20 protein-coding genes, 2 tRNA genes and 1 riboswitch are annotated in these 22,306 nt (G+C 45.6%); of the genes, 12 read left to right on the plus strand and 10 right to left on the minus strand.

Features of this window, described 5'->3' with window-relative positions; genetic code table 11:
* Positions 1-675: 675 nt before the first annotated feature.
* The 7 genes from trmD to cysS all read right to left on the minus strand — a co-directional run bounded on the left by trmD (position 676) and on the right by cysS (position 7,576).
* Positions 676-1,542, minus strand: coding sequence for a tRNA (guanosine(37)-N1)-methyltransferase TrmD (trmD, locus tag HXT41_RS06015; protein WP_199172883.1), 867 nt, complete (start codon positions 1,540-1,542; stop codon positions 676-678).
* A 41-nt stretch (positions 1,543-1,583) separates the two neighbouring features.
* Positions 1,584-2,183, minus strand: a complete 600-nt coding sequence (gene rimM, locus HXT41_RS06020; protein WP_174182733.1) for a ribosome maturation factor RimM — start codon at positions 2,181-2,183, stop codon at positions 1,584-1,586.
* Position 2,184: 1 nt separating this feature from the next.
* Positions 2,185-2,418, minus strand: coding sequence for an RNA-binding protein (locus HXT41_RS06025; RefSeq protein WP_004105376.1), 234 nt, complete (start codon positions 2,416-2,418; stop codon positions 2,185-2,187).
* 2 nt (positions 2,419-2,420) lie between these two features.
* Positions 2,421-2,891 carry a 30S ribosomal protein S16 gene (gene rpsP, locus HXT41_RS06030; RefSeq protein WP_033888579.1) on the minus strand — a complete coding sequence of 157 codons (471 nt, stop codon included), beginning with the start codon at positions 2,889-2,891 and terminating at the stop codon, positions 2,421-2,423.
* A gap of 116 nt (positions 2,892-3,007) precedes the next feature.
* The gene (locus HXT41_RS06035; protein WP_174182662.1) at positions 3,008-4,183 is read right to left on the minus strand and encodes an endonuclease/exonuclease/phosphatase family protein; all 1,176 of its coding nucleotides are present in this window, start codon (positions 4,181-4,183) and stop codon (positions 3,008-3,010) included.
* Complete coding sequence (gene ffh, locus HXT41_RS06040) at positions 4,180-5,850, minus strand: signal recognition particle protein (protein WP_004105368.1); 1,671 nt, start codon at positions 5,848-5,850, stop codon at positions 4,180-4,182. Before ffh ends, HXT41_RS06035 begins: the two co-directional genes overlap by 4 nt.
* Positions 5,851-5,938: 88 nt before the next feature.
* The gene (gene cysS, locus HXT41_RS06045) at positions 5,939-7,576 is read right to left on the minus strand and encodes a cysteine--tRNA ligase (RefSeq protein WP_116432045.1); all 1,638 of its coding nucleotides are present in this window, start codon (positions 7,574-7,576) and stop codon (positions 5,939-5,941) included.
* Positions 7,577-8,047: 471 nt separating this feature from the next.
* Here cysS and HXT41_RS06050 point away from each other — a divergent pair, with 471 nt between their 5' ends.
* The 6 genes from HXT41_RS06050 to rpmF all read left to right on the plus strand — a co-directional run bounded on the left by HXT41_RS06050 (position 8,048) and on the right by rpmF (position 12,745).
* Entirely contained in the window at positions 8,048-9,385 is a 1,338-nt protein-coding gene (locus tag HXT41_RS06050; protein ID WP_004110271.1) for a nicotinate phosphoribosyltransferase, read from the plus strand.
* 234 nt (positions 9,386-9,619) lie between these two features.
* Positions 9,620-9,949: a DUF3039 domain-containing protein gene (locus HXT41_RS06055; RefSeq protein ID WP_004110275.1), complete on the plus strand. Its 330-nt coding sequence runs from the start codon at positions 9,620-9,622 to the stop codon at positions 9,947-9,949.
* A gap of 126 nt (positions 9,950-10,075) precedes the next feature.
* Positions 10,076-10,624 (plus strand): pantetheine-phosphate adenylyltransferase, encoded by a 549-nt coding sequence (coaD, locus tag HXT41_RS06060; protein ID WP_012913867.1) that lies wholly within the window; start codon positions 10,076-10,078, stop codon positions 10,622-10,624.
* Positions 10,625-10,639: 15 nt separating this feature from the next.
* Positions 10,640-11,677 carry a hypothetical protein gene (locus tag HXT41_RS06065; RefSeq protein WP_116431911.1) on the plus strand — a complete coding sequence of 346 codons (1,038 nt, stop codon included), beginning with the start codon at positions 10,640-10,642 and terminating at the stop codon, positions 11,675-11,677.
* A 2-nt stretch (positions 11,678-11,679) separates the two neighbouring features.
* On the plus strand, positions 11,680-12,366 hold the full coding sequence (locus tag HXT41_RS06070; RefSeq protein ID WP_004110281.1) for a YceD family protein: 687 nt from the start codon (positions 11,680-11,682) through the stop codon (positions 12,364-12,366).
* Positions 12,367-12,550: 184 nt separating this feature from the next.
* Complete coding sequence (rpmF, locus tag HXT41_RS06075) at positions 12,551-12,745, plus strand: 50S ribosomal protein L32 (protein ID WP_004574042.1); 195 nt, start codon at positions 12,551-12,553, stop codon at positions 12,743-12,745.
* Between the two features lie 49 nt (positions 12,746-12,794).
* On the opposite strand, the gene rnc is transcribed toward rpmF, so the two are convergent.
* Positions 12,795-13,625: a ribonuclease III gene (gene rnc / locus HXT41_RS06080; RefSeq protein WP_116994885.1), complete on the minus strand. Its 831-nt coding sequence runs from the start codon at positions 13,623-13,625 to the stop codon at positions 12,795-12,797.
* Positions 13,626-13,752: 127 nt separating this feature from the next.
* Here rnc and HXT41_RS06085 point away from each other — a divergent pair, with 127 nt between their 5' ends.
* From HXT41_RS06085 to HXT41_RS06095, 3 genes are all read left to right on the plus strand, one after another.
* A complete protein-coding gene (locus HXT41_RS06085; protein WP_116994884.1) occupies positions 13,753-15,867 on the plus strand; it encodes an ABC-F family ATP-binding cassette domain-containing protein in 2,115 nt (704 codons plus the stop codon).
* 66 nt (positions 15,868-15,933) lie between these two features.
* The gene (rph, locus tag HXT41_RS06090) at positions 15,934-16,695 is read left to right on the plus strand and encodes a ribonuclease PH (RefSeq protein ID WP_012913873.1); all 762 of its coding nucleotides are present in this window, start codon (positions 15,934-15,936) and stop codon (positions 16,693-16,695) included.
* 22 nt (positions 16,696-16,717) lie between these two features.
* Positions 16,718-17,404 (plus strand): non-canonical purine NTP pyrophosphatase, encoded by a 687-nt coding sequence (locus tag HXT41_RS06095; protein WP_004110290.1) that lies wholly within the window; start codon positions 16,718-16,720, stop codon positions 17,402-17,404.
* A gap of 13 nt (positions 17,405-17,417) precedes the next feature.
* Here HXT41_RS06095 and HXT41_RS06100 read toward each other — a convergent pair.
* Positions 17,418-17,498, minus strand: a tRNA-Leu gene (locus HXT41_RS06100).
* Between the two features lie 70 nt (positions 17,499-17,568).
* Positions 17,569-17,641 (minus strand) — tRNA-Thr (locus HXT41_RS06105).
* Positions 17,642-17,994: 353 nt separating this feature from the next.
* On the opposite strand from HXT41_RS06105, the gene pgi reads away from it, so the two are divergent.
* The 3 genes from pgi to HXT41_RS06120 all read left to right on the plus strand — a co-directional run bounded on the left by pgi (position 17,995) and on the right by HXT41_RS06120 (position 22,282).
* Positions 17,995-19,689, plus strand: coding sequence for a glucose-6-phosphate isomerase (gene pgi, locus HXT41_RS06110; protein ID WP_004110292.1), 1,695 nt, complete (start codon positions 17,995-17,997; stop codon positions 19,687-19,689).
* 171 nt (positions 19,690-19,860) lie between these two features.
* A riboswitch (M-box (ykoK) riboswitch) is annotated at positions 19,861-20,021 on the plus strand.
* A gap of 105 nt (positions 20,022-20,126) precedes the next feature.
* Positions 20,127-20,273, plus strand: coding sequence for a hypothetical protein (locus HXT41_RS06115; RefSeq protein ID WP_004574037.1), 147 nt, complete (start codon positions 20,127-20,129; stop codon positions 20,271-20,273).
* A 260-nt stretch (positions 20,274-20,533) separates the two neighbouring features.
* Positions 20,534-22,282, plus strand: a complete 1,749-nt coding sequence (locus tag HXT41_RS06120) for an ABC transporter permease (protein WP_116431906.1) — start codon at positions 20,534-20,536, stop codon at positions 22,280-22,282.
* Positions 22,283-22,306 lie beyond the last annotated feature (24 nt).

Genomic DNA, 22,306 nt, shown 5'->3' on the forward strand with positions numbered 1-22,306 from the left:
CTCAGGATGTGGCGCGAGTTTTGGGGGATTTCTTTTCTCGCATGCGCTACGACCTGCTTGAGCGCAGCATTGTGCGCGCGAAAGCAACTCGGAGCGTGAGCTTGCTCAAGTTGAAAGCACGGTGTGCTTTCAACGCAAGCTCAGTAGCGAGCGCGCTGTGCGCGTGAGCGTTCTTTCGTGCGCTTTATTCTTAAACGTTTTTTAACGATACGCTCGCGTTTTATTACGCTCGCTTGCGAAACTCGCGTTGGAAGTCCACTGGACTTCCAACTTTAGCGAGTTTCCGCATTGAAGTGCCTCTGCGCACTACGGCTTTAAGCGCTCCGGCAAATCAATGCGCAGTCCTCTTTTAGTGCTCGTAAAGAAATCCCCCAAACTCTGCGTGTTTAATCGTTAATAACCGTGCCTTATCGCAGAGATTTTTCGATTTTTCTTCTTCGCTTGGCGAATCAGCAGCCTGCGGCTCTGACGTTCGCCTCGCTCAGTGCGAAAAATCTCAAATCTCACCACACGAATATTAGTACATTGAAGTTAGCGTACTAAACAGGTGGTGGTGTTATGGTGGAGAGATTTTGTGTTGTGCGTGCGGCAGCAATAATGTTAGTGTTCTCTAATCAACAAGTAATTAACGCTAGCATAGCAATACTGTTGTCGGAGTATTTCCGGCTTTTGCTGCTAGCGCGAGTTTTTGCGCGGATGTTCGCCGGAAACTTCCCATCCGAGCGACATAAGCGTTTTTCGATCCGATTTATCTAGCTTGTGGCAGTCCAATTTTTTAATCAAGTCAGGTCGAATTTCGCTTGTACGAGATATAGCTTCATCTCGACGAAAACGATCAACTTTGGCGTGATTTCCGGAAGTGAGTATTTCCGGAACGCTTATACCGCGCCAAGTAGTTGGACGCGTGTATTGATGGTGTTCCAAAAGTGCGTCCGAGCCTGTGTACGACTCTTCAACAATCGACTCAGGATTTCCCATAAACCCCGGGATTAAGCGTGTAATTGCCTCAAGCATAACGCTTACTGCAACTTCTCCGCCATTTAGCACGTAATCGCCAATTGAATACTCGCGTACGTCAATTCCTTGCGCTCGGTAATATTCTGGAATCCTAGCGTCGTAGCCTTCGTATCTGCCGCATCCAAATACTAAATGATTTGCGTTGCTTAATTCTGTTGCGTCTTTTTGCGTAAATAGTGGGGCAGAAGGGTTCGGGAATATAAGAATTGGTTTAGTTGAGTCTATTTTATTAGTCGCGATTTTTGCTTCTTCGCAACTATCGCACGTATCGCACGTATTTTTTACTTCAGATTTTGGCAAGCTAAGCAGCTCGTCTAAGCATTCCGCCCAAACCTCAGGTTTCATAACCATGCCAGCACCACCGCCAACCGGCGTGTCATCAACAGATTGATGCACATCGTGAGTCCATTTGCGTAAATTGTATGCGCGAATTTGCAATAAACCATTATTTTGCGCTTTGCCTAACAAACTTAGGTCTAGCATGCGAAAATATTCTGGGAATACGGAAATAATATCGATGTCCATCATAAGGCACTCTACTACGAAAACTGATAAAACTATGAAAACTACGAAAGCCCCGGAATTAAACCGCCAGGAGGATTAATAGTCAAATACCCGTTTGCAACGTCAACTTCCAGCACAATAGCTTCAACAAATGGCACGAGCGCTGTTTTATGTTCTTCGTCAACCGGATGATCTAAACGGATTTTCAGTAACGATTGCGCGCCGTCGAGCACATCCACGACTTTTCCAATAATTTTAGGAGTAAGCCCAAGCTGATTTTCTTCGCACAAACGCGCTTGCAAACCGACCAAATCCTTAATATACCAAGCATTTTCGGCAGCAAGTTCTTGCGCATCTTCCGCATGCACATACAATTCAGTGCCATTAAGTGCTTCCGCATCGTTGCGATTTTGTGATTCTTCGAATAGTAAAATCCAACGATTTTTGAATGTTCTTGCGTTCTCAATAACGAACTCGCGCTCGCCGTCTGCAGTGCACAATACATTTCCTGGCTCAAAACGTTCGTAAGGCTCATCTGTAAAAATTTGTACAGTAACTTCGCCTTTTAAACCTTGGGCTTTACCGATACGACAAACCCTCAGCAGGTCATTACGACTTTGCTGAGGGTTGTCAAAAGATTGTTGGTCTAATGCCACGTTCATCTCACTTACGTACGTCCATAATGTCAACGCGCACATTGTGGTTGCTCAAAGCTTGCACAACAATGCGAATTGCATTAGCGGTACGACCATTGCGTCCAATAACGCGACCAATATCTTCAGGATTCACGCGTACTCGAAGCAATTCGCCGCGAGCATTTTCGTGAGAACGTACCGACACGTCATCTGGAAAATCCACGATGTTCTTAATGAGATGTTCAACAGCTTGAGCCAGCATGATTACTCAGCCTTTTCCTCGGCTTCGGCAGCTTCCGCAGCTTCAGCTGGGGCTTCTTCGGCTTCGTTTGCAGCGGCTTCAGCTGCAGCCTGAGCCTTAGCAGCGGCTTCAGACTTAGCGGCCTTCAGCTTCTGAGCTTCAGCTTCAACAGCTTCAACGCGAGCCTGTGCGTCTGGACCAGCTTCAGAAGTCTTCAACGTGCCTTCGGCACCGTCGAGACCCTTGAACTTCTGCCAGTCACCAGTGATCTTCAAGAGTTTCAACACTGGTTCGGTTGGCTGTGCGCCAACGCCAAGCCAGTACTGTGCGCGCTCAGAATCAATCTGAATCATAGATGGCTGCTTGTTTGGATCGTAAACGCCGATCTCTTCGATGGACTGACCGTTGCGCTTGTTGCGTGAATCAGAAATGACTACACGGTAGAAGGCATAGAACTTCTTGCCCAATCGCTTAAGACGAATCTTGGTTGCCAAAATGGCTCTCCTTATAACTAGAGTCGTGGAATTTCGTTCGGGTGTGGGGCACTCCTTGCGAGCTTCCACATGTTCCTCACGTGGTCGGGAAGAGGGCGCCGATTCACGCGAATAACTTATCTATTATGCCTGCGTACTTGGACGTTTTTGTCTAGTGATTGTAGGTCGATTGCTGCGATGTATGCTAAGTGATCAGTGCTGTCGACAACTACATTCTTTTGCCATAGTGCGTTAGATTTACAGTTTTTTGCGCAAAATAGCACATGGTCAAGTGTAAGATTTGGCCACTTAAGCCATGTAGGCCATGTGCGTAGACGCTTTCCAAGCGAAAGCGCAACGTCTGTAAATCCGTATTTCAAAAGCGAGCGAAAGCTTGGGTGGTCGACTGTGGAATTAAGATCGCCAGTAACAATAGTAAGAGTTGCTAAATCGCAAGTTTTCGAAGTAGATTCGTCAGCGCATTCGTTAGTGCAATCGGCGAAAGAATCAGTAGTAGAATCAATAGTCGCAAGTGCGCGAATTCCATTACTCCAAGCAGCACACCCACGCATCGGTGACTTTGGATGTGCAGAAGCAAATTTCACCAAAACTTTTTCATTTGCACCAAAATCTAAGCAAGTTGTAACGCTTGGTACGCTTGCAGCTTCAATTTTTACGGAATTATTGCAAGTAGAAATCGCGGAATATTGCGTAAAAATAGCGTTGAATCCGCCGTTATTATGCTCACTTTGCGCACCTACGCACGAAGTTGGAAAAATTTCGTATATTCCAAGTTTTTCAAGATTTTTTACTAAAGACTTGCTTAATTCTTGTAAAAGTAACGTATTTACGTGATGTTTTTTCGTTATTTCTATTATTTCGGATGCGCTCGCTTTTCCGTATCTGCAGTTAAGAGTCATCACGCGTATTTCTTGATGCTGTTCCTTGCAGCTTTTGCGCGACGACCTGCTTTCGTGCAACCTACGCAATTTTGCAAACCAGTACGGCGTATGCGACTTAAGCGAAATCAAAAATAGCACAGCGTACGCAATACATAAATATCCGTAAGATTTCGCGTAAGATTGTGCTAAATTAAGCGATTTCGTTACTTTCTCTGCGCAGCATGTATACAGCAAAAAAGTGCCAAAATTACACAAAAACAGTGCTCCCACAACGTAAGTTGCAAGTGGAAGCAACGCAATAACATACGGAAGTGGGTTATATTTATCCGCACCTGCTGGCAGCCAACGCATCAGCTGCCACAAAAGAAGCGGCACAAATATAACCCACAAAAACGCCAATACTAAAATCATCGACCGAATAAGCCAGCTAATCCGCCGCCAAAGTTAGGTGGCAGTTGATTATCTTGATTTGCGTCTTCGGAATTCATAAGTTCCTTAAGTCCTTCAGGAAGATTCTGAAGATTTGGTTGCTGTGGCTTTGCAAAAGCAGAACCTGCAACATCGTCGCTAGTAGATTCGCCAGAAAGACGCTCACGCAACGCGCGCTCTTCAGCTTCCCTGCGCATTGGATTTCCGGACTTTCCGCCCTTCTTCTTGCCTTTCTTGTCTTTGCGCTTCGACTTACTGCCGGCTCCACCGAATCCAGGAATGCCGCCCATGCCAGGCATTCCAGCTCCACCGCTCATTCGCTTCATCATTTTTGCAGCCTGTTCGAAACGTTGCAAAAGTGCATTAACTTGCGAAACGCTCACACCTGAGCCGGCAGCAATTCTCGCGCGGCGAGATCCGTCAATAATCTTTGTATTTCTACGCTCTTGAGGAGTCATAGAGCGAATAATCGCCTCAGTGCGGTCAATTTCCTTATCGTCAAACTGCTCAAGCTCTTGACGGTGGGCAGCCATTCCAGGCATCATGCCCAAAAGCTTCTTCATTGAGCCAAGCTTACGAACTTGCTGAAGTTGCTCCAAAAAGTCATCCAAACCAAAGCTGCCTTCAGCTATTTTTGCAGCAGCCTTGCGCGATTCTTCTTCGTCGAACTGCTTCTGTGCGTGCTCAATAAGCGTTAAAATATCGCCCATATCGAGTATGCGTGAAGCCATTCGATCAGGATGGAAGATTTCAAAATCTTTCAAACCTTCACCTGTAGAAGCAAACAAAATCGGCTTTCCAGTAACGCTTGCAACCGAAAGTGCAGCACCGCCTCGAGCGTCGCCATCAAGCTTAGAAAGCACAACGCCAGTAAAGTTCACGCCATCGTTAAAAGCTTGAGCAGTGCGAACAGCATCCTGACCAATCATTGCATCAATAACAAACAGCACTTCTTGCGGTTGCACGGCATCGCGAATATTGCGTGCCTGCTTCATGAGCTCTTCGTCAACACCCAAACGACCTGCGGTATCAATAATCACAGTGTCATACATTTTTTCGCGCGCATAATTAATAGAATCGCGCGCAACCTTAACTGGGTCGCCTTTAGTGAACCATGGCAAAGAAATCGCGCTTCCGCCTGTTTGCACGCCCTTTTCTGGAGCAAATACAGGAACTCCTGCGCGCTCGCCAACAACTTGCAGCTGCGTGACTGCATTAGGTCGTTGCAAATCTGCTGCTACAAGCAAAGGAGTATGGCCTGCATCCTTCAGCCAGTAGCCTAGCTTTCCAGCAAGCGTAGTTTTACCCGCACCTTGCAAACCTGCAAGCATAATTACAGTTGGAGGATACTTCGCAAAATTAAGTTGCCTATCTACACCTGCGCCCAATACTTGCGTAAGCTCGTCGTTTACAATTTTCACAACTTGCTGAGCTGGGTTTAAAGCGTGCGAAACTTCCTCACCAAGAGCGCGCTCGCGAATTCGAGCAGTGAATGAGCGGACTACTTCCAACGCAACGTCTGCATCGAGAAGTGCGCGGCGAATTTCGCGAATTGTGCCGTCAATATCGGATTCTGATAGCTTGCCTTTGCTGCGCAAATGCTTAAAAGCATTGGAAAGGCGGTCTGTTAACGAACTAAATGCTGCCATAGTTTTCCATTCTACCTGTTGTTGCTAACGTAACTTTTGTGCAATTGCTAACTTGATTTGCTAACTAATACTTTTGCGTTACTTTCGTTTATTGCAAATGCCAAGATGATTCTTGCGAAGTATCGACAATTACAATTCCTGCGTTATTTAACGCGTCGCGAATAGCATCTGCAGTAGCAAAATCCTTTGCTTTTCTAGCATCTGCTCTAGCTTTAAGTTGCAAAGTAATTAAAGAGTCCAAAGCTGAGTGTTCTTTGCTTTCCTTGCCGTTTGAGCCTTCTGCAGGCGATTGATTATCGTTCGAAGCCCACGTTTTTGCGTAAGGATCCAAGCCCAAAGTATCTAACATAGCTCGCACTTGCAAAACAGCGAAATATATGAGCTTTTGTACGCTTTCGCTTTGTGCTTGTGAAGAATCTTTGCTGCAGTCGTCAATAAGAGTATTTCCTTGACGAATTGTAGTAAATATTTCTGCGATTGCGCCAGAAACGTTAATGTCATCGTTCATAGCGCGAGTGAAATCTTCCGGAAGCTCGTCTGCGTTAACAGAGCGCACTTCTTCGCAAGTTGGCTTCTTGTCAAGCAATCTGTCAGCTCTCTCGAGGAAGTTCATAATGCGATCATAAGCCGATTTTGACTCCACCAAAGCTTGGTCAGACCACTCCAACATTGCGCGATATTGCACTGCTCCCAAAGCATATCGCACAACCCAAGCCGAATTATTTGCCAAAACTACTGGTACGGAAAGCCCATTTCCCAACGATTTTGACATTTTTTCACCTTTGGCGGTAACCCATGCTGAATGCATCCACACATTGGCGCTTTCCCATCCAGCAGCACGCGTTTGTGCCATTTCGTTTTCGTGGTGAGGGAAACGCAAATCCAGGCCGCCTCCGTGAATATCGAAATCATTTCCAAGATAACGATGGCTCATAGCAGAGCATTCAATATGCCAACCAGGGCGTCCCTCGCCAAAAGGAGTTTTCCAGCGCGCATCCGGCTGATCGAAATCGCAAGGTGCTTTCCAAAGTGCGAAATCCCTAGGATCGTGTTTGTCTGGTGAAGCATCTGCAGGATCTGTTGGATTGTAAATATCGTTTTCGGCAGCGTCTACGCTTGGACCTTTCGCGTCTGCGATAGCTGCGGCTTCATCTGCGCAAGTTTCATTTTGGTTCTGATTTTGGTGCGTTAATTCGCCGTAATGCTCCCAACTTGGCACGTCAAAATAAACATTTCCAGTAGGATTTCCGTCATTGTCTTTAATAACATATGCGTGACCGCGTTCGATTAAGCGTTCAATCAGCTCAACCATGTCTGTAATATGACCTGTTGCGCGTGGCTCAACTGTTGGCGCAAGCACTCCTAAAGTATTGTAGGATTTTGTAAATTCGCGCTCGTAAATATATGCTCGTTCCCACCAATTTTGCCCTGATTCGTTGGCTTTTTTCATAATTTTGTCGTCAATATCTGTGACGTTTCTAACAAACGTGACTTTGTATCCTAAACGCAGCATCCAGCGACGGATTATATCGAATGCGATCGCTGCGCGAATATGACCAATATGCGGAGAACTTTGCACTGTTGCGCCGCACACGTACATGCCTACTTGACCATGCTTTTTAGGTACGAAAGTGTTCGTTGAATGTGAAGCCGTGTTGTATAAGTGCAGGTTTTCTGCGGCTTTAGTAACTTTTGCAGTCTCTTCGTTCAAACTCTTATTAAGCATAATTGCTATTATAAATGCTTCTTTATACTGCGATTTGGCATTGCTTTGTCTATTACTCCAAACGTGCGCAACTTTTCTCGCGTTGGCGCGACGGCCTGCTTGAGCGTAGCACAGCGCGCGCGAAAGCAACTCGGAGCGGAAACTCGCTTAGGTTGGAAGTCCAGTGGACTTCCAACGCGAGTTTCGTAAGCGAGTGCTTATAGTGCGAGCTTGTGGTTTGGCACTCCAAATGTGGGGAACTTATCTCGCATTTGGAGCGTTATCCGTTGCGCAGTGCTCAGGTATATCGTCGCGCTCGCTGTTTCCCACACAGCCCAAGTATCAGCCAAGTAACAAGCTCAGTAGATAGAGCTAATATGATTCCAGTGTTACGTTGCGAATACTTATTAACTACTCGCGCGAATACGCCACTCCCAAAGAATTGGTAATTAGTAACTAGTTTTTATTTTGTTCGTTACTGAAAGGAATATCATGGCTGAGATTTCATCTGCTCTTATGACGGACATGTATGAATACACTATGCTCGACGCTGCTCTTAAAGACGGCACTGCAAATCGCAAGTGCGTTTTTGAAATTTTTACGCGCCACTTGCCTCAAGGTCGTCGTTACGGAGTCGTTGCCGGCATGGGTCGCATTTTGGAAGAGCTGCAAAAATTCCATCTTTCGGAAGATGATTTGCGTTTCTTAAGTGATCGTAAAATTGTTAGCGCAGAAACCATTGAATGGCTGGAAAATTTCCGATTCCACGGTAAAATTTCCGGTTATCGCGAAGGTGAGATGTTCTTCCCTAACTCGCCAATTTTGCAAGTAGAAGGCACTTTTGGTGAGTGCACTTTGCTTGAAACTGTGCTTCTTTCTGTGCTTAATTATGATTGCGCGGTTGCGTCTGCCGCAGCACGTATGGTTTCTGCCTCCGCAGGTCGTCCTTGCATGGATATGGGCGGCCGTCGCACAAACGAATATTCTGCAGTTGCTGCATCTCGCGCAGCGGTTATTGGCGGTTTTAAGGGAACCGCAAACTTGCTTGCTGCAAAACTTTACGGATTGAAGGCAATCGGAACCGCAGCTCACTGCTTTACTCTTGTTCACGACACTGAGCGTGACGCTTTCACTTCTCAAATTGCCGCTCTTGGCAAAGGCACTACGCTTCTTGTTGACACTTATAATATTGAGGAAGCTGTAAAGACAGCTGTGGAAGTTGCAGGCCCTGATCTTGGTGGAATTCGTATTGATTCTGGAGATTTGTGCGCTTTGGCTCGTCGCGTAAGAAATCAGCTCGACGAGTTGGGTGCTAAAAACACAAAGATTACAGTTACTAATGATTTGGACGAGTATGCTCTTGCTTCCTTACAAAATGCGCCTGTGGATTCTTACGGCATCGGCACAATGCTTGTAACCGGCTCCGGTGCTCCAACTTGCGCAATGGTTTATAAGCTTACTGAGCGCGAGGGAGCAGATGGTGTAATGCAACCTGTTGCTAAGCGTTCTAAGAATAAAGCGACTGTGCCTGGACGTAAGTTGGCGTATCGTTCATACGATTACAGCAACGATTCTTGCGGTGTAGCTGATTGCGAACGCGTGATTTCTGGTTCGGAAGTTGCGCTCGCTCAGTTTAAGCCTAAGGATTCGTGGGAAAATCTGCTAGTTGATTACATGGTCGACGGTGAAGCTGACGAACAGTTTATGGGTCACGATGCGATTATGCGCGCACAGGATTATTGCGCTTCTGCTTTGAAGCGACTGCCTTTGGCTGCGCAAAGTTTGATGCGCGGAGACCCTGCAATACCAACAGAAATTCAAGTACTGTAAAAGTACTATAAATTAATCTTTTTAAAACTAAACTTTACTAAATAACTAAATAAGATTCGCAAATAATTTTCGCGAATAATTCGTAAATAATTCATGCGTAAAGACTAACGTTTCTGACAGCTTTTTTGAGCGTTTGTTGCGATAATGCTTTATGCTTGATTTTGCTAATAAAATTCAATTAAATTTTAGTGCGCTACGAAATTCGTTACACAATGCGTTACGAAAGGATGCGATATGTTTTCATCTTTAGAAGCAGATAATGCGTTAGATGCTGTTATGGAATCTGGTTCGCAATCCGCAGATCCAGATTCTGGTTCCGGCACAAGCACTTCTGTTCTAGAACGTCCAGAAGTTGACGAAGATGCTCGTCTAGATGATGGTGGTAATGCAGATCGTTTTGCGCACTATGTGTCAAAAGACAGAATTGAAGAGTCGCGCTTAACTGGTCGACCAGTGGTAGCTTTATGCGGTAAAGTGTGGATTCCTCGACACGAAGCAAATGACTACCCAGTTTGCCCTGAATGCAAGCGCATATACGAGGAATTAGGAAAGTTTAATTTTTAAGTAATTATGCTGCGTATTTAAGTAGTTTATATTGCGTATTAGCGTTACTTCTATCTTTAACGATAAAAGTAACGCTATTTTTTAATATATTTTTGTTCTGAGCGCAATGGGTGATAATCTAAAAGCATGACTATAGCTGTGTGCCCCGGCTCGTATGATCCAGTCACTGCCGGCCATTTAGACGTAATACAACGTTGTACGCATCTATTTGATGAAGTACATGTGCTAGTTGCGGTAAATGCCGCAAAGACTCCGTTATTTTCTGAATCTGAGCGCGTAAAAATTATTCAAGAAGCAATAAATAATTTGCCGCAATCTCAAAATAGCTTCAATCGCGATTGCAAAATAGTAGTAACTTCAACAGCTGGTTTGATTACTGACTACTGTACAAAAGTTGGTGCTACAGTAATCGTAAAAGGCTTACGTCAAAACGGTGATTATGAGGCAGAACTTGGAATGGCACTAGTGAACCGCAAATTAGCAGGTATCGAAACGCTTTTCCTACCTGCTGATCCTGTGCTTGAGCATGTTTCAAGCTCTGTGGTTAAAGATGTTGCTCGTCATGGGGGAAATGTTACTGGCATGGTTCCAGATAACGTAATACCCTTATTAAAAAAGCTTTTTAGTGAGCAATCATTAGGCGTAGATAATAATTCATCTATGCTGAACAATTGAACAGGAGAGTAGAAGATGACAAATAAAAATGAACTTACTGACGTGACTTCTGGATTATCTAGTGAAGGAGACGACACGATGGAGCGTGAAGTGCAAGTTGATCGCAATCAAAAGCTTCCATTACATCCGGTTCTCGCAGATGAAGAAGATGCTCAAGACGGCGTTGTAAATACAACACATTCCGACGTGCGAAGTGCGCGTGAAGGCGACCTATTAGTTGATGCAGATGCTGACAATACAGAAACGTCATCTGTTGCGGCAGTTGGAAGTGTTTCTGCTGCGGAAGATGTGCGAGATAATGGCGTTGATAGTGCAAATCAGAACAAGAAAAATAGCAAAGCAGCTTCTTCGCCAGCATCATTTTCTCCTTTCCCTCTTCCAGATTTACGAGAGCGAGAAGATGGTGGCGTTATCGACTTTGAAGAAAATGAATCTGAAACTTCAAAAGTAGCTGCAGAAACAATAAGCGATGAAGCGCGTTCAAAGAGCCGCGCTGAATTTACTACAGTTTACGACATTATTGACGCAATGGAAGCAACTCTTTCGGAAGCCAAAAATGTTCTGTTTGCTGCAGGAATGGTAAAAATTGATCGCGATGAGTTCGTTGACCAGTTAACGCGTTTGAAAGATATGCTTCCTGTGCAATTGGAGCGAGCTTCTGCGTTAATGCGAGAAGCAGAGCGACGTTTGCGTACAGCGCAAGCACAAGCAAGCTCTATTGTTTCCTCAGCGCAATCTCAATCTGCAGAAATAATTGAAGAAGCGCAAGAGCGTGCTCAATTCTTAGCAGGTCAAGAAAACGTAACGGCTTTAGCAAAACAGAAAGCTCGCGACATTCTCGCTACTGCGCAAGCAAAATCAGACAAGCTTACGCAAGGTGCGGATCAGTATTGCGCGACTGTTATGGAAGGCTTAAAGCAGCAGCTAGATAAATTAGAACAAGATGTGCAAGCGGGTCAGCGAGTGTTGGAAGATCGTCGTCGAGCTGCAGCGCACGTACAAAATGACATTAGCTCATCATTGTATGACGATGATGAAGAGGAAAGGAATTAGTAATGGCTTCGCATCCATCCCAATCACCATGGGCTGTTCCAGTAGCGCAAATGGCTGCGCGCGCTGGTAGTAGCATGTCGTTGCATCGCGTATTTCCGGCGCCGGAAGGTATTGGAGATTACGTTATTGGCGTAAAGCCAGGCAGTGATGTTATGGTTGATGGCGATTTTGATGCTGTGGTTGACGGCTTAATGTTTCAGGGCAGTATTACTGCCCCGGTGCATGCAGAATGTACTCGATGCTTGATGCCGCTTCGTCGCGATTGGAAAGTGGATGTGTGCGTATTCTTTCCATATGCTGACTCGCGTTCTAATCGTTCGGATAATCGCAATACTCGTGGCGATGCGGATGAAGCTGAATCGCAAATTTGGGATGAAAATGACGAGTCAGGCAATGTGTATCCTCTAGTTGCGGGTGGTGATTTTGCGGATATTGAGGCTCTTATTCGCGACACGATGGTAAGTGAGCTGCCGTTGCAACCGTTGTGTGAGCCGGATTGTCGCGGACTTTGCTCTCAGTGTGGCGAAAACTTAAACGAGCATCCAGATCATCATCATGACGTTACGGATATTCGTTTTGCTGCTTTAGAGGATTTGAAAGCTCAGCTTGAGCAGAATGAAAAGCGCGACGACCTGCCTGAGCGCTGCGATTTAGCGCGCGAAGGCAACTCGGAGCGGAAACTCGCTTAGGTTGGAAGTCCAGTGGACTTCCAACGCGAGTTTCGTAGCGAGCGCTTAGAGCGCGAGCTTTTGCGCAAAACAGATTTCGCTTAAATCTCACTCAAGTTCACGTAAATTAGCAATTTGTACGGCGCTTGCTGTAATATACAGAACGCTTAAGCTCAATCGATTGAATGAAATAGAGGAAAGAATTATGGCACTGCCTAAGTACAAGACCTCGCGTGCTAATACGCATTCGCGTCGCGCTAATTGGAAGGCGTCTGCCGTGCAGACTGTGACTTGCCCGAACTGCGGTTCTCAGGCATTCCCACACATGGCTTGCCCATCTTGCGGAACCTTCCGTGGTCGTGTTTATCGTGAAGCTATTCGCTCCGAGCACACCAAGTAGGTTTTATTAATAGAAACCCTGCCATCGACGGGTGGCAGGGTTTTTCTTTTTATTTACGCGCGTCGAGTGCGTGCCAAGCGATTTCGGCGGCTGCGAGTTGCGCTTTTCGTTTGCTAGAGCCACTTCCGACTCCCAACACTTCGTCGCCATCCTTATGTGCCAAAACCGCGCGAGCTTCAAATACTGGAGCGTATTCTGGCCCAGAAACAGCCATTCGATACTCTGGATCTTCCAAACCCATATCGTGAGCTTTGACAGTAAGCGAAGTCTTCCAATCGAGAGCTGGTCCTTCAGTTAGCACTTCCGCCAAAGTGTCGTCAATCAAACGATGCACAACTCTGCGAGCTTCATCAATTCCATGTTCAACAAAAGTTGCACCAATAAGTGCTTCAACAATATCGCACAAAATTGAATCTTTATTATTTCCGCCCTGCTCCATTTCTCCGCGACCGAGAAGAATATACGCGCCAACATGCAGCTTTTCGCGCGCAACAGCAGAAAGCGCCCATTCAGACACAGCTTTCGCTCGCATCTTCGCAAGCTGACCTTCAGTCATGTCTGGGTGTGCAGAAAACAGCGTTTCTGTAGAAACTAACTCAAGCACAGCATCGCCCAAAAACTCAAGTCGCTCATAATTTCGTGTGCCAGGATGCTCGTGCGAGAACGAGCGGTGGGTGAGTGCTTCTACCAAAAGATCCGGCGAAATAGTTGTGCCTAAAGCGTTTAAAAGTTCCTGTGTTGGGTCTCCAGGACGTGTTTCACCGCCATCTAATCTCAAAACTCCATCTTCGTTGTGTTGCACATGCGAGTTGTTTTGATTATTTTGATTGTGTTTGCTCTGCATATTCTGCATATTCTGTTGATTGTTCTGAGTTTTCATAGCACGTATTATTATAGTCCTACTACCAACACAAGCGCTTTTAAGCTTCGCGTTCGCATTTGCGATTGCATTTTTCCATATTCCTTCTATATCCTTTCGTATAAGTGTTCAGCTATATTTGTGGATTATGCCTACGTATGATTTGGGATTAGAACGAGTTTCGCTAGAATTTGCTACAAAAACGATTTTTAAAGACGTTACTATTGGAGTTTTTGAAGGTGACAGAATCGGTATTGTTGGAAAAAATGGCGACGGAAAGTCAACGCTACTTCGACTACTTGCCGGTAAAATGCAGCCTGATTCTGGTCGCGTTACGAAGCGCGGAGGGCTTACTTTTGGCATGTTGGACCAGCGCGATCCATTGGACGATAACGCAACTGTGCGCGAGGCTGCTCTTGAAAATCGCGAAGATTACGAGTGGGCTGCAGATCAGCGTTCGCGCGAAATTGTAGAAGCGCTTCTTGGCGGCATAAATTTGGAAGCGAAAGTTGGAACGCTTTCTGGAGGTCAGCGCAGGCGCGCAGATTTAGCAAGATTATTGTTGCACGACTGGGATATTTTGGCTTTGGATGAGCCTACGAATCATTTGGACGTTGTGACGATTCATTGGCTTGCAGAGCATCTTCTTCACCGTTGGCAGGACGGTCAAGGTGCGCTTTTGATTGTGACGCACGACCGCTGGTTCTTGGACGAGGTTTGCACTTCGATGTGGGAAGTGCACGACGGCGTAATTGATCCTTTCGAGGGTGGTTACAGCGCTTATATGATGCAACGTGTAGAGCGCGAACGCCAAGCGGATGTGCGCGAAGAGCGTCGCAGGAATTTGGCGAGAAAAGAGTTAGCTTGGCTTTCCAGGGGTGCTCGTGCGCGTTCTACTAAGCAAAAGTTCCACGTAAAGCAAGCGCGCGAGCTTATTGCAGATGTGCCGCCGCTAAGAGACACTCTTGAATTGAAGAAAATGGCAACTTCGCGTCTTGGTAAGCAAGTTGTTGATTTAATTGACGTTACGCAAATTTTCGATAGCGCTCAGCAGTTAAAAAATATCGATCCGGATATTGCAGAAAACGCATCTTTAGGTGAAGATAATGCAGAAAAATCAAATAAAGTCGATATCGTAGAATCTGCTTTTGCGCAACCAACTCACGTGGGAAGCGTTACTATTGCCGTTGACGAAAATCAAGAAAATTCTCTTGAAAATTCTGCGGAAAATACTTCGGAAAATACTGCTACGAGCGTAGAAAACATTGCAGAAACTTCAGCTGCATCGCGCAAAACTATTACTGGACGCATGATTTTAGACGATGCAACTTGGCTTATAGGTCCAGGCGATCGTTTTGGAATTGTGGGTGCGAATGGAGCAGGAAAATCAACATTATTAAACATTATTGACGGATCTCTAAAGCCTACGCTTGGACACGTAAATATTGGCAAGACTGTAAAATTTGCCGTGCTTTCGCAGCGGCTAGAAGAGCTTGAAAAGCTTGGAAAATATAAAGTAAAAGAAGTTTTAAGTCGCTATAAGCCTAGCTATATTATTGATGGCAAAGAAGTGACCCCAGGTCAGCTTATGGAAAGGCTTGGTTTTAAGCCCGAGCAGCTTATGACACCAATTGCGGATCTTTCGGGCGGTCAAAAGCGACGTATGCAGCTGCTGCTGATTTTGCTAAACGAACCAAACGTGCTGATTATGGATGAGCCTGGAAACGATCTCGATACTGACATGCTTGCAGTTATGGAAGATTTGCTCGATACTTGGCCTGGCACTTTGATTGTTGTTTCGCACGATCGCTACTTGCTTGAGCGCGTAACAGATCAGCAATTTGCGCTTATTGACGGCAAAATTCGTCACCTTCCAGGCGGTGTAGATGAGTATTTGCAAATTGTAGAAAAGCTGCAACGCGATCACGAAAATAGTAGTGGTACTACTGGTACTGTTGGCGCTTCAAGTACTGCGAATGCTTCGAGTGCTGCAAATTCTACAACTAAAGAAAGTTCAGAAAGTACAGTAATTGAGCCCAAACTTACCGGCAAAGCCTATCACGATGCTGCAAGGCGAGTTTCAGCAATCGAGCGAAAACTTACAAAGCTTGAAGAAGAAAAGTCGCAAATTGAAGCGCAAATGGCTGCGCATAACCCAAGTGACTTTGTTGGACTTCAATCTCTTAACGAAGATCTCCAAAAAAACGAGCAAGAAGCAAGTGCTCTTGAGGATGAGTGGATGGAGCTTTCTGAGCAGCTTTAGTACAAAATTGCTGCGTGCTAAGAAGATGAAATAGAAGATAACAGCCACGTGCTAAATTTGTGAGGTATGACTCAAATCAAGGATATGTTGGAATCTGTAAAACCAATTCGCGTTGACGGTCGTGATGTTGACGAGCTCCGACCTGTGCACATAACACGTAAATTTACTGATGTTCCTGAAGGCTCTGTGCTTATTGAGTGTGGCAATACGCGCGTAATGTGTACCGCAACTTTTACGGTTGGTGTGCCTCGTTGGCGTAGAGATTCCGGTTTGGGTTGGGTAACTGCCGAATATTCTATGCTTCCTAGAGCAACAGCTGAGCGAACTGATCGCGAATCTGTGCGTGGAAAAATTGGTGGTCGCACTCACGAAATTAGTCGTCTTATTGGTCGCTGCTTGCGCGGTGTAGTCGATATGAAAGCGATGGGTGAGTGCCAGATTCAAATTGATTGCGACGTGTTGCAAGCGGATGGTGGAACTCGTACTGCTTCCGTAACTGGAGCTTATGTAGCTTTGGTAGATGCGCTTCATTGGGCAGAAAAGAATGGTCATATTCGCTCTGCTGCAAATGTTATTAAGGATTCTATTTCCGCTGTCTCTGTAGGCGTTATTAACGGCACTCCTATGCTGGATTTGCCTTATGTTGAGGACAGTCAAGCTATGACAGATATGAATGTAGCTATGACAGGTTCCGGTACTTTCATTGAAATTCAGGGCACTGCAGAACATCGTCCATTTAATCGCGACGAATTAAATACGTTACTTGATTTGGCAACTAAAGGTAATCGCGAATTGCAAGCTGCTCAAAAAGCCGCTTTAGCAAAATAGAAGAGATTGAAGGAGAACGGGCGTGAAGCTTATTGTGGCAACACATAATGAGGGAAAACTCGTTGAAATCAAGCAAATTTTAGAGGAGCAATTGTCGAAACTTGCAGACAGTTTCGAGTTAGTAACTGCAGGTTCTCTTGGCTTGCCTGATCCTGTGGAAACTGGCGTGACTTTTGAACAGAATGCTTTGCTCAAAGCGCGTGATGTTGCTGCAAGAACAGGTTATCCCGCTATTGCAGACGATTCGGGTCTTATCGTTGATGTGCTTGGTGCTGCCCCTGGTATTCTTTCTGCTAGGTGGAGTGGTGTGCATGGAGATGATAAAGCTAATAATGAGCTTCTTTTGCGCCAACTTTCTGATATCCCAGATCAATGTCGTACTGCTCGTTTTCGTTGTGCTGCAGCTCTTGCTATTCCGGATGGGTGCAGTGAGGTTCCTGAAGGCAGTGTTATGTCGCATTCTCACGGCTTTGAGACTGTTCGAGTCGGAGAAATGGTTGGTCACTTGTTGCGCGAGGCGCGCGGAATTAATGGTTTCGGCTATGATCCGCTGTTTGTGCCAGATCTTCAGCCTATTCGCGATGGTGTGCAAATGAAAGGTTTGACTAGTGCAGAGCTGACTCAAGAAGAAAAGAATGCTATTTCGCACAGAGGTAATGCTTTGCGCGCACTTTTGCCGGAGTTGCAGGCATTATTTATTACTGAATAAGCGAAAAATTTCGTGCGCGAGATGGGACTTGAACCCACACGTCGTAAGACACAGGAACCTAAATCCTGCGCGTCTACCATTCCGCCACTCGCGCATAGACTCATATAAACAATCGAGCGAATAAAAACAAATCAAAAGTATTAATACACTCGAGTGAGTCAGAGAGCCACTTGACAGAATCGAACTGTCGACCTTCTCATTACGAGGGAGACGCTCTACCAACTGAGCTAAAGTGGCATGTTGCCCGAGACGCATTCGCGACTCGCGCACAAATCAAACACTATATATCATATTTTTGAATTTGTCCAATTTGGCGCGTCGTGCAATAGATAATGCTCCAAATGTGAGATAATTTCCTCGCGTTTGGAGTGATAAACCACAGATAACCCTCCAAATGCAGGGTAGGTTGCGCGCGTTTGGAGCACTGCACATCCTCAAACTACAAATTTTTATGTGTAAATTATCAGTGTGATTGTGTTCATTTTTGTGTTAAGCTTCGCGTGTTTCTGTCTGCTTTTGTGAGTATCTTGTGAATTGGACTATAGTGACGGTTGCTGTCACGTCAGTTGAAGAAATGAAAGGACCTTACAATGGCCATCAATCCGCCAGTTGACGCCGTAAAAACCCCAGAGTGGGCTGCATTGCAGAAGCATTACGACGAGTTGCAATCAGAAGGCGTTTGCCTGAAGAAGTGGTTTGCCGAGGACGCAAATCGCGTGGATAAGTTGAGCTTCGAAGCTGGAGATCTCCACTTCGATCTTTCTAAGAATTTAATTAAGCCTGAAACTCTTAAGCTTTTCGCAAACCTTGCAAAGGCAGTCAAGCTTGACGAGCGCACTAAGGCAATGTACACCGGCGTGCACATTAACAATACCGAAGATCGTGCAGTTTTGCACACTGCTTTGCGTCGTCCTGCAGAGGATGCTGGCAAGTTCATTGTTGACGGTCAAGATACCGTTGCAGACGTGCGTGAAGTATTGGGTCGCATTTACGATTTCGCTAACGAAGTTCGTTCTGGCGCTTGGAAGGGCGTTACCGGCAAGAACATCAAGACTGTTGTAAACATTGGTATTGGCGGTTCCGATTTGGGTCCAGTCATGGTTTACGAAGCCTTGAAGCCATACGCTGACGCCGGCATCAGCGCTCGCTACGTTTCTAACATTGATCCAAACGATATGGCAGAAAAGACCAAGGATTTGGATCCAGAAACCACTTTGTTCATCATTGTTTCCAAGACCTTCACCACTTTGGAGACTTTGACCAATGCTCGTACCGCTCGCACTTGGTTGCTGAACAAGCTTCAGGAGTGCGGTGCTATTGACGGAAGCGACGCAAAGAAGGCTGAAGCTGTTGCTAAGCACTTCGTGGCTGTTTCCACCAACCTTGAGAAGGTTGAAGAGTTCGGCATCAACCCAACCAACGCTTTTGGCTTCTGGAGCTGGGTTGGCGGCCGCTACTCTGTGGATTCCGCTGTCGGCACTTCTTTGGCTGTTGTCCTCGGTCCAGAGCGTTTCGAAGAGTTCTTGAAGGGCTTCCACGCAATCGATACCTACTTCGCTGAGACTCCATTCGAGAAGAACGTTGTTGTGCTTCTTGGTATGCTCAACGTTTGGTACCGCAATTTCTACAAGGTTGCTTCTCACGCTGTGCTTCCATACGATCAGTACTTGCACCGCTTCCCAGCTTATTTGCAGCAGCTCACCATGGAATCTAACGGTAAGTCTGTGCGCTGGGACGGCACTCCTGTAACAAGCGAAACCGGCGAAATCTTCTGGGGCGAGCCAGGCACCAACGGTCAGCACGCTTTCTACCAGTTGATTCACCAGGGCACTCAGCTTATTCCAGCTGATTTCATTGCTTTCGTGAACACGCCAAATCCTACTAAGGATGGCGATCAGGATGTGCACGAGCTCTTCTTGGGCAACTATCTTGCACAGACTAAGGCTCTTGCTTTCGGCAAGACTGCTGATGAAGTTCGCGCTGAAGGCACTCCAGAGGAGATTGTGCCAGCTCGCGTGTTCAAGGGCAACCGTCCAACCACGTCCATTTTCGGCGATGCTTTGACTCCATTTAGCTTGGGTGAGTTGATTGCTCTCTACGAGCACATCACCTTCGTTGAAGGTACCGTGTGGGGCTTGGATTCCTACGATCAGTGGGGTGTGGAGCTTGGAAAGCAGCTTGCAAAGCAGATTACTCCTGCAATTTCTAAGGATGATGAAGCTTTGGCAGCTCAGGATGCTTCTACGCAGAGCTTGATTCGCTTCTATCGCGCTCATCGCAAGTAAGATAGTAGTCATATAGGCAATCGTTTTTAGTGATTGTTGGTTTATAAGTCTCTTGGCGTTAATTCGTCAAGAGACTTTTTGTTTAGCATCTGTCGCTGAGTTTTATAGGTCTCAAGTGCATTGCAATGTGTTTTGCTGCATATTGACACAACTGCAACAATAATTTATAATGAGCACGGTCGGTAGGTAAGGCTACCACGGGGATAAGGGTTGCTGCCGCAACACAGTGGAGACACTGCACGCTGGTTAACAGTCGTTGTCGAATTTAAGGCTTCGACTAATGCAACGCCACCGCCCTGCGAAGCTGAAGCTTGAACGACGTGGCACGCTTAAACATGCATTTGTGTGTTTTGGTGCGTCTCTGTTCTCTTGTAAACCTCCGATTCAATGATGAAGATTTGCGCCGGCAGCGCACTAACTTAAGGAGGTGATTTGCCGTGAAACATGACAGTAAAAGCCATAATTCTAGTACTCGTACTGATGAAGGCTCCGACACTATTGGCAGTAGTAGTTCGGATGTTCCTCCTGAATATATGAAGCCGGCAATCACCGAATTTAGGTTGCAAAACTTGCGAAATATATAACTTACGAAATACAACTTATGAAATATAATTTATGGAGTTAAATCGTGAGCTCTAGTTATTTGCGCCTGTAACGTAATCAATGGTGATACGGCTACGCAAGAATTTACACAAGAAAAGTTACGCAGATCTTTACGCAAGAATTTACGAAAATCTAAATAGAAATCCGCATAGAAATCTCAATAGATATCTGCGTAATAAATGAATAGAAATAAAAAATACATGAAGGTGAACCCACTTATTGCCTATTCGAGGACTTTATTATGACCGTATTTACAACTTCGCGCAAAGAAAGCGCAGGTGCGCAAGTCGACGAGAACACTCGTTTCTGGTCGGATATTATTGTGTGCGTTGGCATTATTGCCGTTTTTGGCGTAACTGCCTTCCTTATTCAGCGCATAAATCAGCCGATTGGTCCAAGTGGCATACCATCTAAGGTATCCACGGACTTAATCAATCTGCCTTACTACACTTTGCGCTCAGTATTTCGCATGCTGATCGCATTAGTTGCATCTCTTATATTTACTATTGTTTATGGCTCTCTTGCAGCTCGCAGTCGTAGGCTTGGCAAGGTGCTTATTCCTCTTCTAGATATTTTGCAATCAGTTCCAATTCTTGGCTTCCTTTCGGCAACTGTCACTATTTGGTTGGTAATTTTTCCTGGATCGATGCTTGGTGTTGAAGCCGCTTCGATTTTTGCTATTTTTACGAGTCAAGCATGGAATATGACTTTTTCGTTCCACCGTTCGCTGCTCAGCGAGCCAAAGGAACTGGATGAGGCAGTTCGTAGTTTGCAACTCACGCATTGGCAACGTTTCTGGGTGCTAGACATGCCTAACGCAATGATTCCGCTGCTTTGGAATTGCATGATGTCTGTTGGAGGCGGATGGTTCTTCCTTACAGCTTCGGAAATGATTTCCGTAAATAATCACACTTACGCTCTTCCTGGCATCGGTAGTTTTGTGGCACAAGCTGCTGCCGAAAATAAGCTTGGTCTTATTTGGTGGGCTATTGTGTCGATGGTGATTGTTGTTTTGGCACTTGACTTCTTCTTGTGGAAACCGCTTACAGCTTGGGCTGAGCGTTTCCGCATTACGCAAAGCGCATCTGATAATGAGCGTCACAGTGCTATTTTGACTCTTATTCGTCACTCTCATGCAGATGAAGTTATTAGTAAGCTGTTTTTGCCAATTCGCGAGTGGCTTGAAAAAGTAACGCGCCCATTCGGTCGCACAGGCTCCAAGTGGCCTCATAAGGCTGCTCAGCATAAGCTTGGTGATTGGGTATTCAACGTTATTATGCTAATTATTGTGGCTGCTGGCGCCGCCCATATGCTTTACTTTGTGTATACAACTGCAGGTTTGCATGAGTTCATTACTGCAGGCATGCTTGGTGGCATCACTTTTATGCGCGTTGCTGCGTTGATTTTAATAAGCTCGCTTATTTGGGTTCCTGTTGGTGTTGTAATCGGCATGAATCCTAAGATTTCGCGTATTATGCAGCCTATAGTGCAAATTCTTGCTAGCTTCCCAGCAAACTTCATCTTCCCGTTTGCTATGGCTTGGTTTATGTCTTGGCATATTGATCTTGGTTGGGGAAGTATTATTTTGATGGCTCTTGGTACGCAATGGTACATTCTGTTCAATGTTATTGCAGGTGCTAGTGCTATTCCGGATGATTTGCGTGAAATGACGCGCAGCTTCCGCTTGGATCGTACTTTGCGATGGAAGACGCTTATTTTGCCGTCTATTTTCGGTTCATGGTGCACTGGCGGTATTACAGCTGCAGGCGGTGCTTGGAATGCTTCGATTGTGTCTGAGATTGTGGAATATGGAAAGAACCACATGGAAACTCAGGGTTTGGGTGCATATATTACTAATGCAACTACTTTAGGAGATTCTGCGCGCACTTTAGTTGGCGTAACTGTTATGAGCTTGATTGTTGTTTTAAGCAACCGATTATTCTGGTCGCCAATGCAACGTATTTCCGAAAAACGTTACGTATTGAATTAGATTGACTAACAAATCGACTAATAA

The organism is Gardnerella sp. DNF01189 (genome assembly GCF_049244195.1).
Taxonomy (GTDB): Bacteria; Actinomycetota; Actinomycetes; order Actinomycetales; family Bifidobacteriaceae; genus Bifidobacterium; species Bifidobacterium swidsinskii.

Excerpts from the sequence above, each read along its gene's own strand:
- HXT41_RS06085 (WP_116994884.1), top strand. The coding sequence starts at position 13,753 with ATGCCTACGTATGATTTGGGATTAGAACGAGTTTCGCTAGAATTTGCT.
- HXT41_RS06120 (WP_116431906.1), top strand. The coding sequence starts at position 20,534 with ATGACCGTATTTACAACTTCGCGCAAAGAAAGCGCAGGTGCGCAAGTC.
- rpmF (WP_004574042.1), top strand. The coding sequence starts at position 12,551 with ATGGCACTGCCTAAGTACAAGACCTCGCGTGCTAATACGCATTCGCGT.
- coaD (WP_012913867.1), top strand. The coding sequence starts at position 10,076 with ATGACTATAGCTGTGTGCCCCGGCTCGTATGATCCAGTCACTGCCGGC.
- rph (WP_012913873.1), top strand. The coding sequence starts at position 15,934 with ATGACTCAAATCAAGGATATGTTGGAATCTGTAAAACCAATTCGCGTT.
- HXT41_RS06065 (WP_116431911.1), top strand. The coding sequence starts at position 10,640 with ATGACAAATAAAAATGAACTTACTGACGTGACTTCTGGATTATCTAGT.
- trmD (WP_199172883.1), bottom strand. The coding sequence starts at position 1,542 with ATGGACATCGATATTATTTCCGTATTCCCAGAATATTTTCGCATGCTA.
- cysS (WP_116432045.1), bottom strand. The coding sequence starts at position 7,576 with ATGCTTAATAAGAGTTTGAACGAAGAGACTGCAAAAGTTACTAAAGCC.
- rimM (WP_174182733.1), bottom strand. The coding sequence starts at position 2,183 with ATGAACGTGGCATTAGACCAACAATCTTTTGACAACCCTCAGCAAAGT.
- pgi (WP_004110292.1), top strand. The coding sequence starts at position 17,995 with ATGGCCATCAATCCGCCAGTTGACGCCGTAAAAACCCCAGAGTGGGCT.
- ffh (WP_004105368.1), bottom strand. The coding sequence starts at position 5,850 with ATGGCAGCATTTAGTTCGTTAACAGACCGCCTTTCCAATGCTTTTAAG.
- HXT41_RS06050 (WP_004110271.1), top strand. The coding sequence starts at position 8,048 with ATGGCTGAGATTTCATCTGCTCTTATGACGGACATGTATGAATACACT.
- HXT41_RS06055 (WP_004110275.1), top strand. The coding sequence starts at position 9,620 with ATGTTTTCATCTTTAGAAGCAGATAATGCGTTAGATGCTGTTATGGAA.
- HXT41_RS06035 (WP_174182662.1), bottom strand. The coding sequence starts at position 4,183 with ATGATTTTAGTATTGGCGTTTTTGTGGGTTATATTTGTGCCGCTTCTT.
- HXT41_RS06070 (WP_004110281.1), top strand. The coding sequence starts at position 11,680 with ATGGCTTCGCATCCATCCCAATCACCATGGGCTGTTCCAGTAGCGCAA.
- rnc (WP_116994885.1), bottom strand. The coding sequence starts at position 13,625 with ATGAAAACTCAGAACAATCAACAGAATATGCAGAATATGCAGAGCAAA.
- HXT41_RS06025 (WP_004105376.1), bottom strand. The coding sequence starts at position 2,418 with ATGCTGGCTCAAGCTGTTGAACATCTCATTAAGAACATCGTGGATTTT.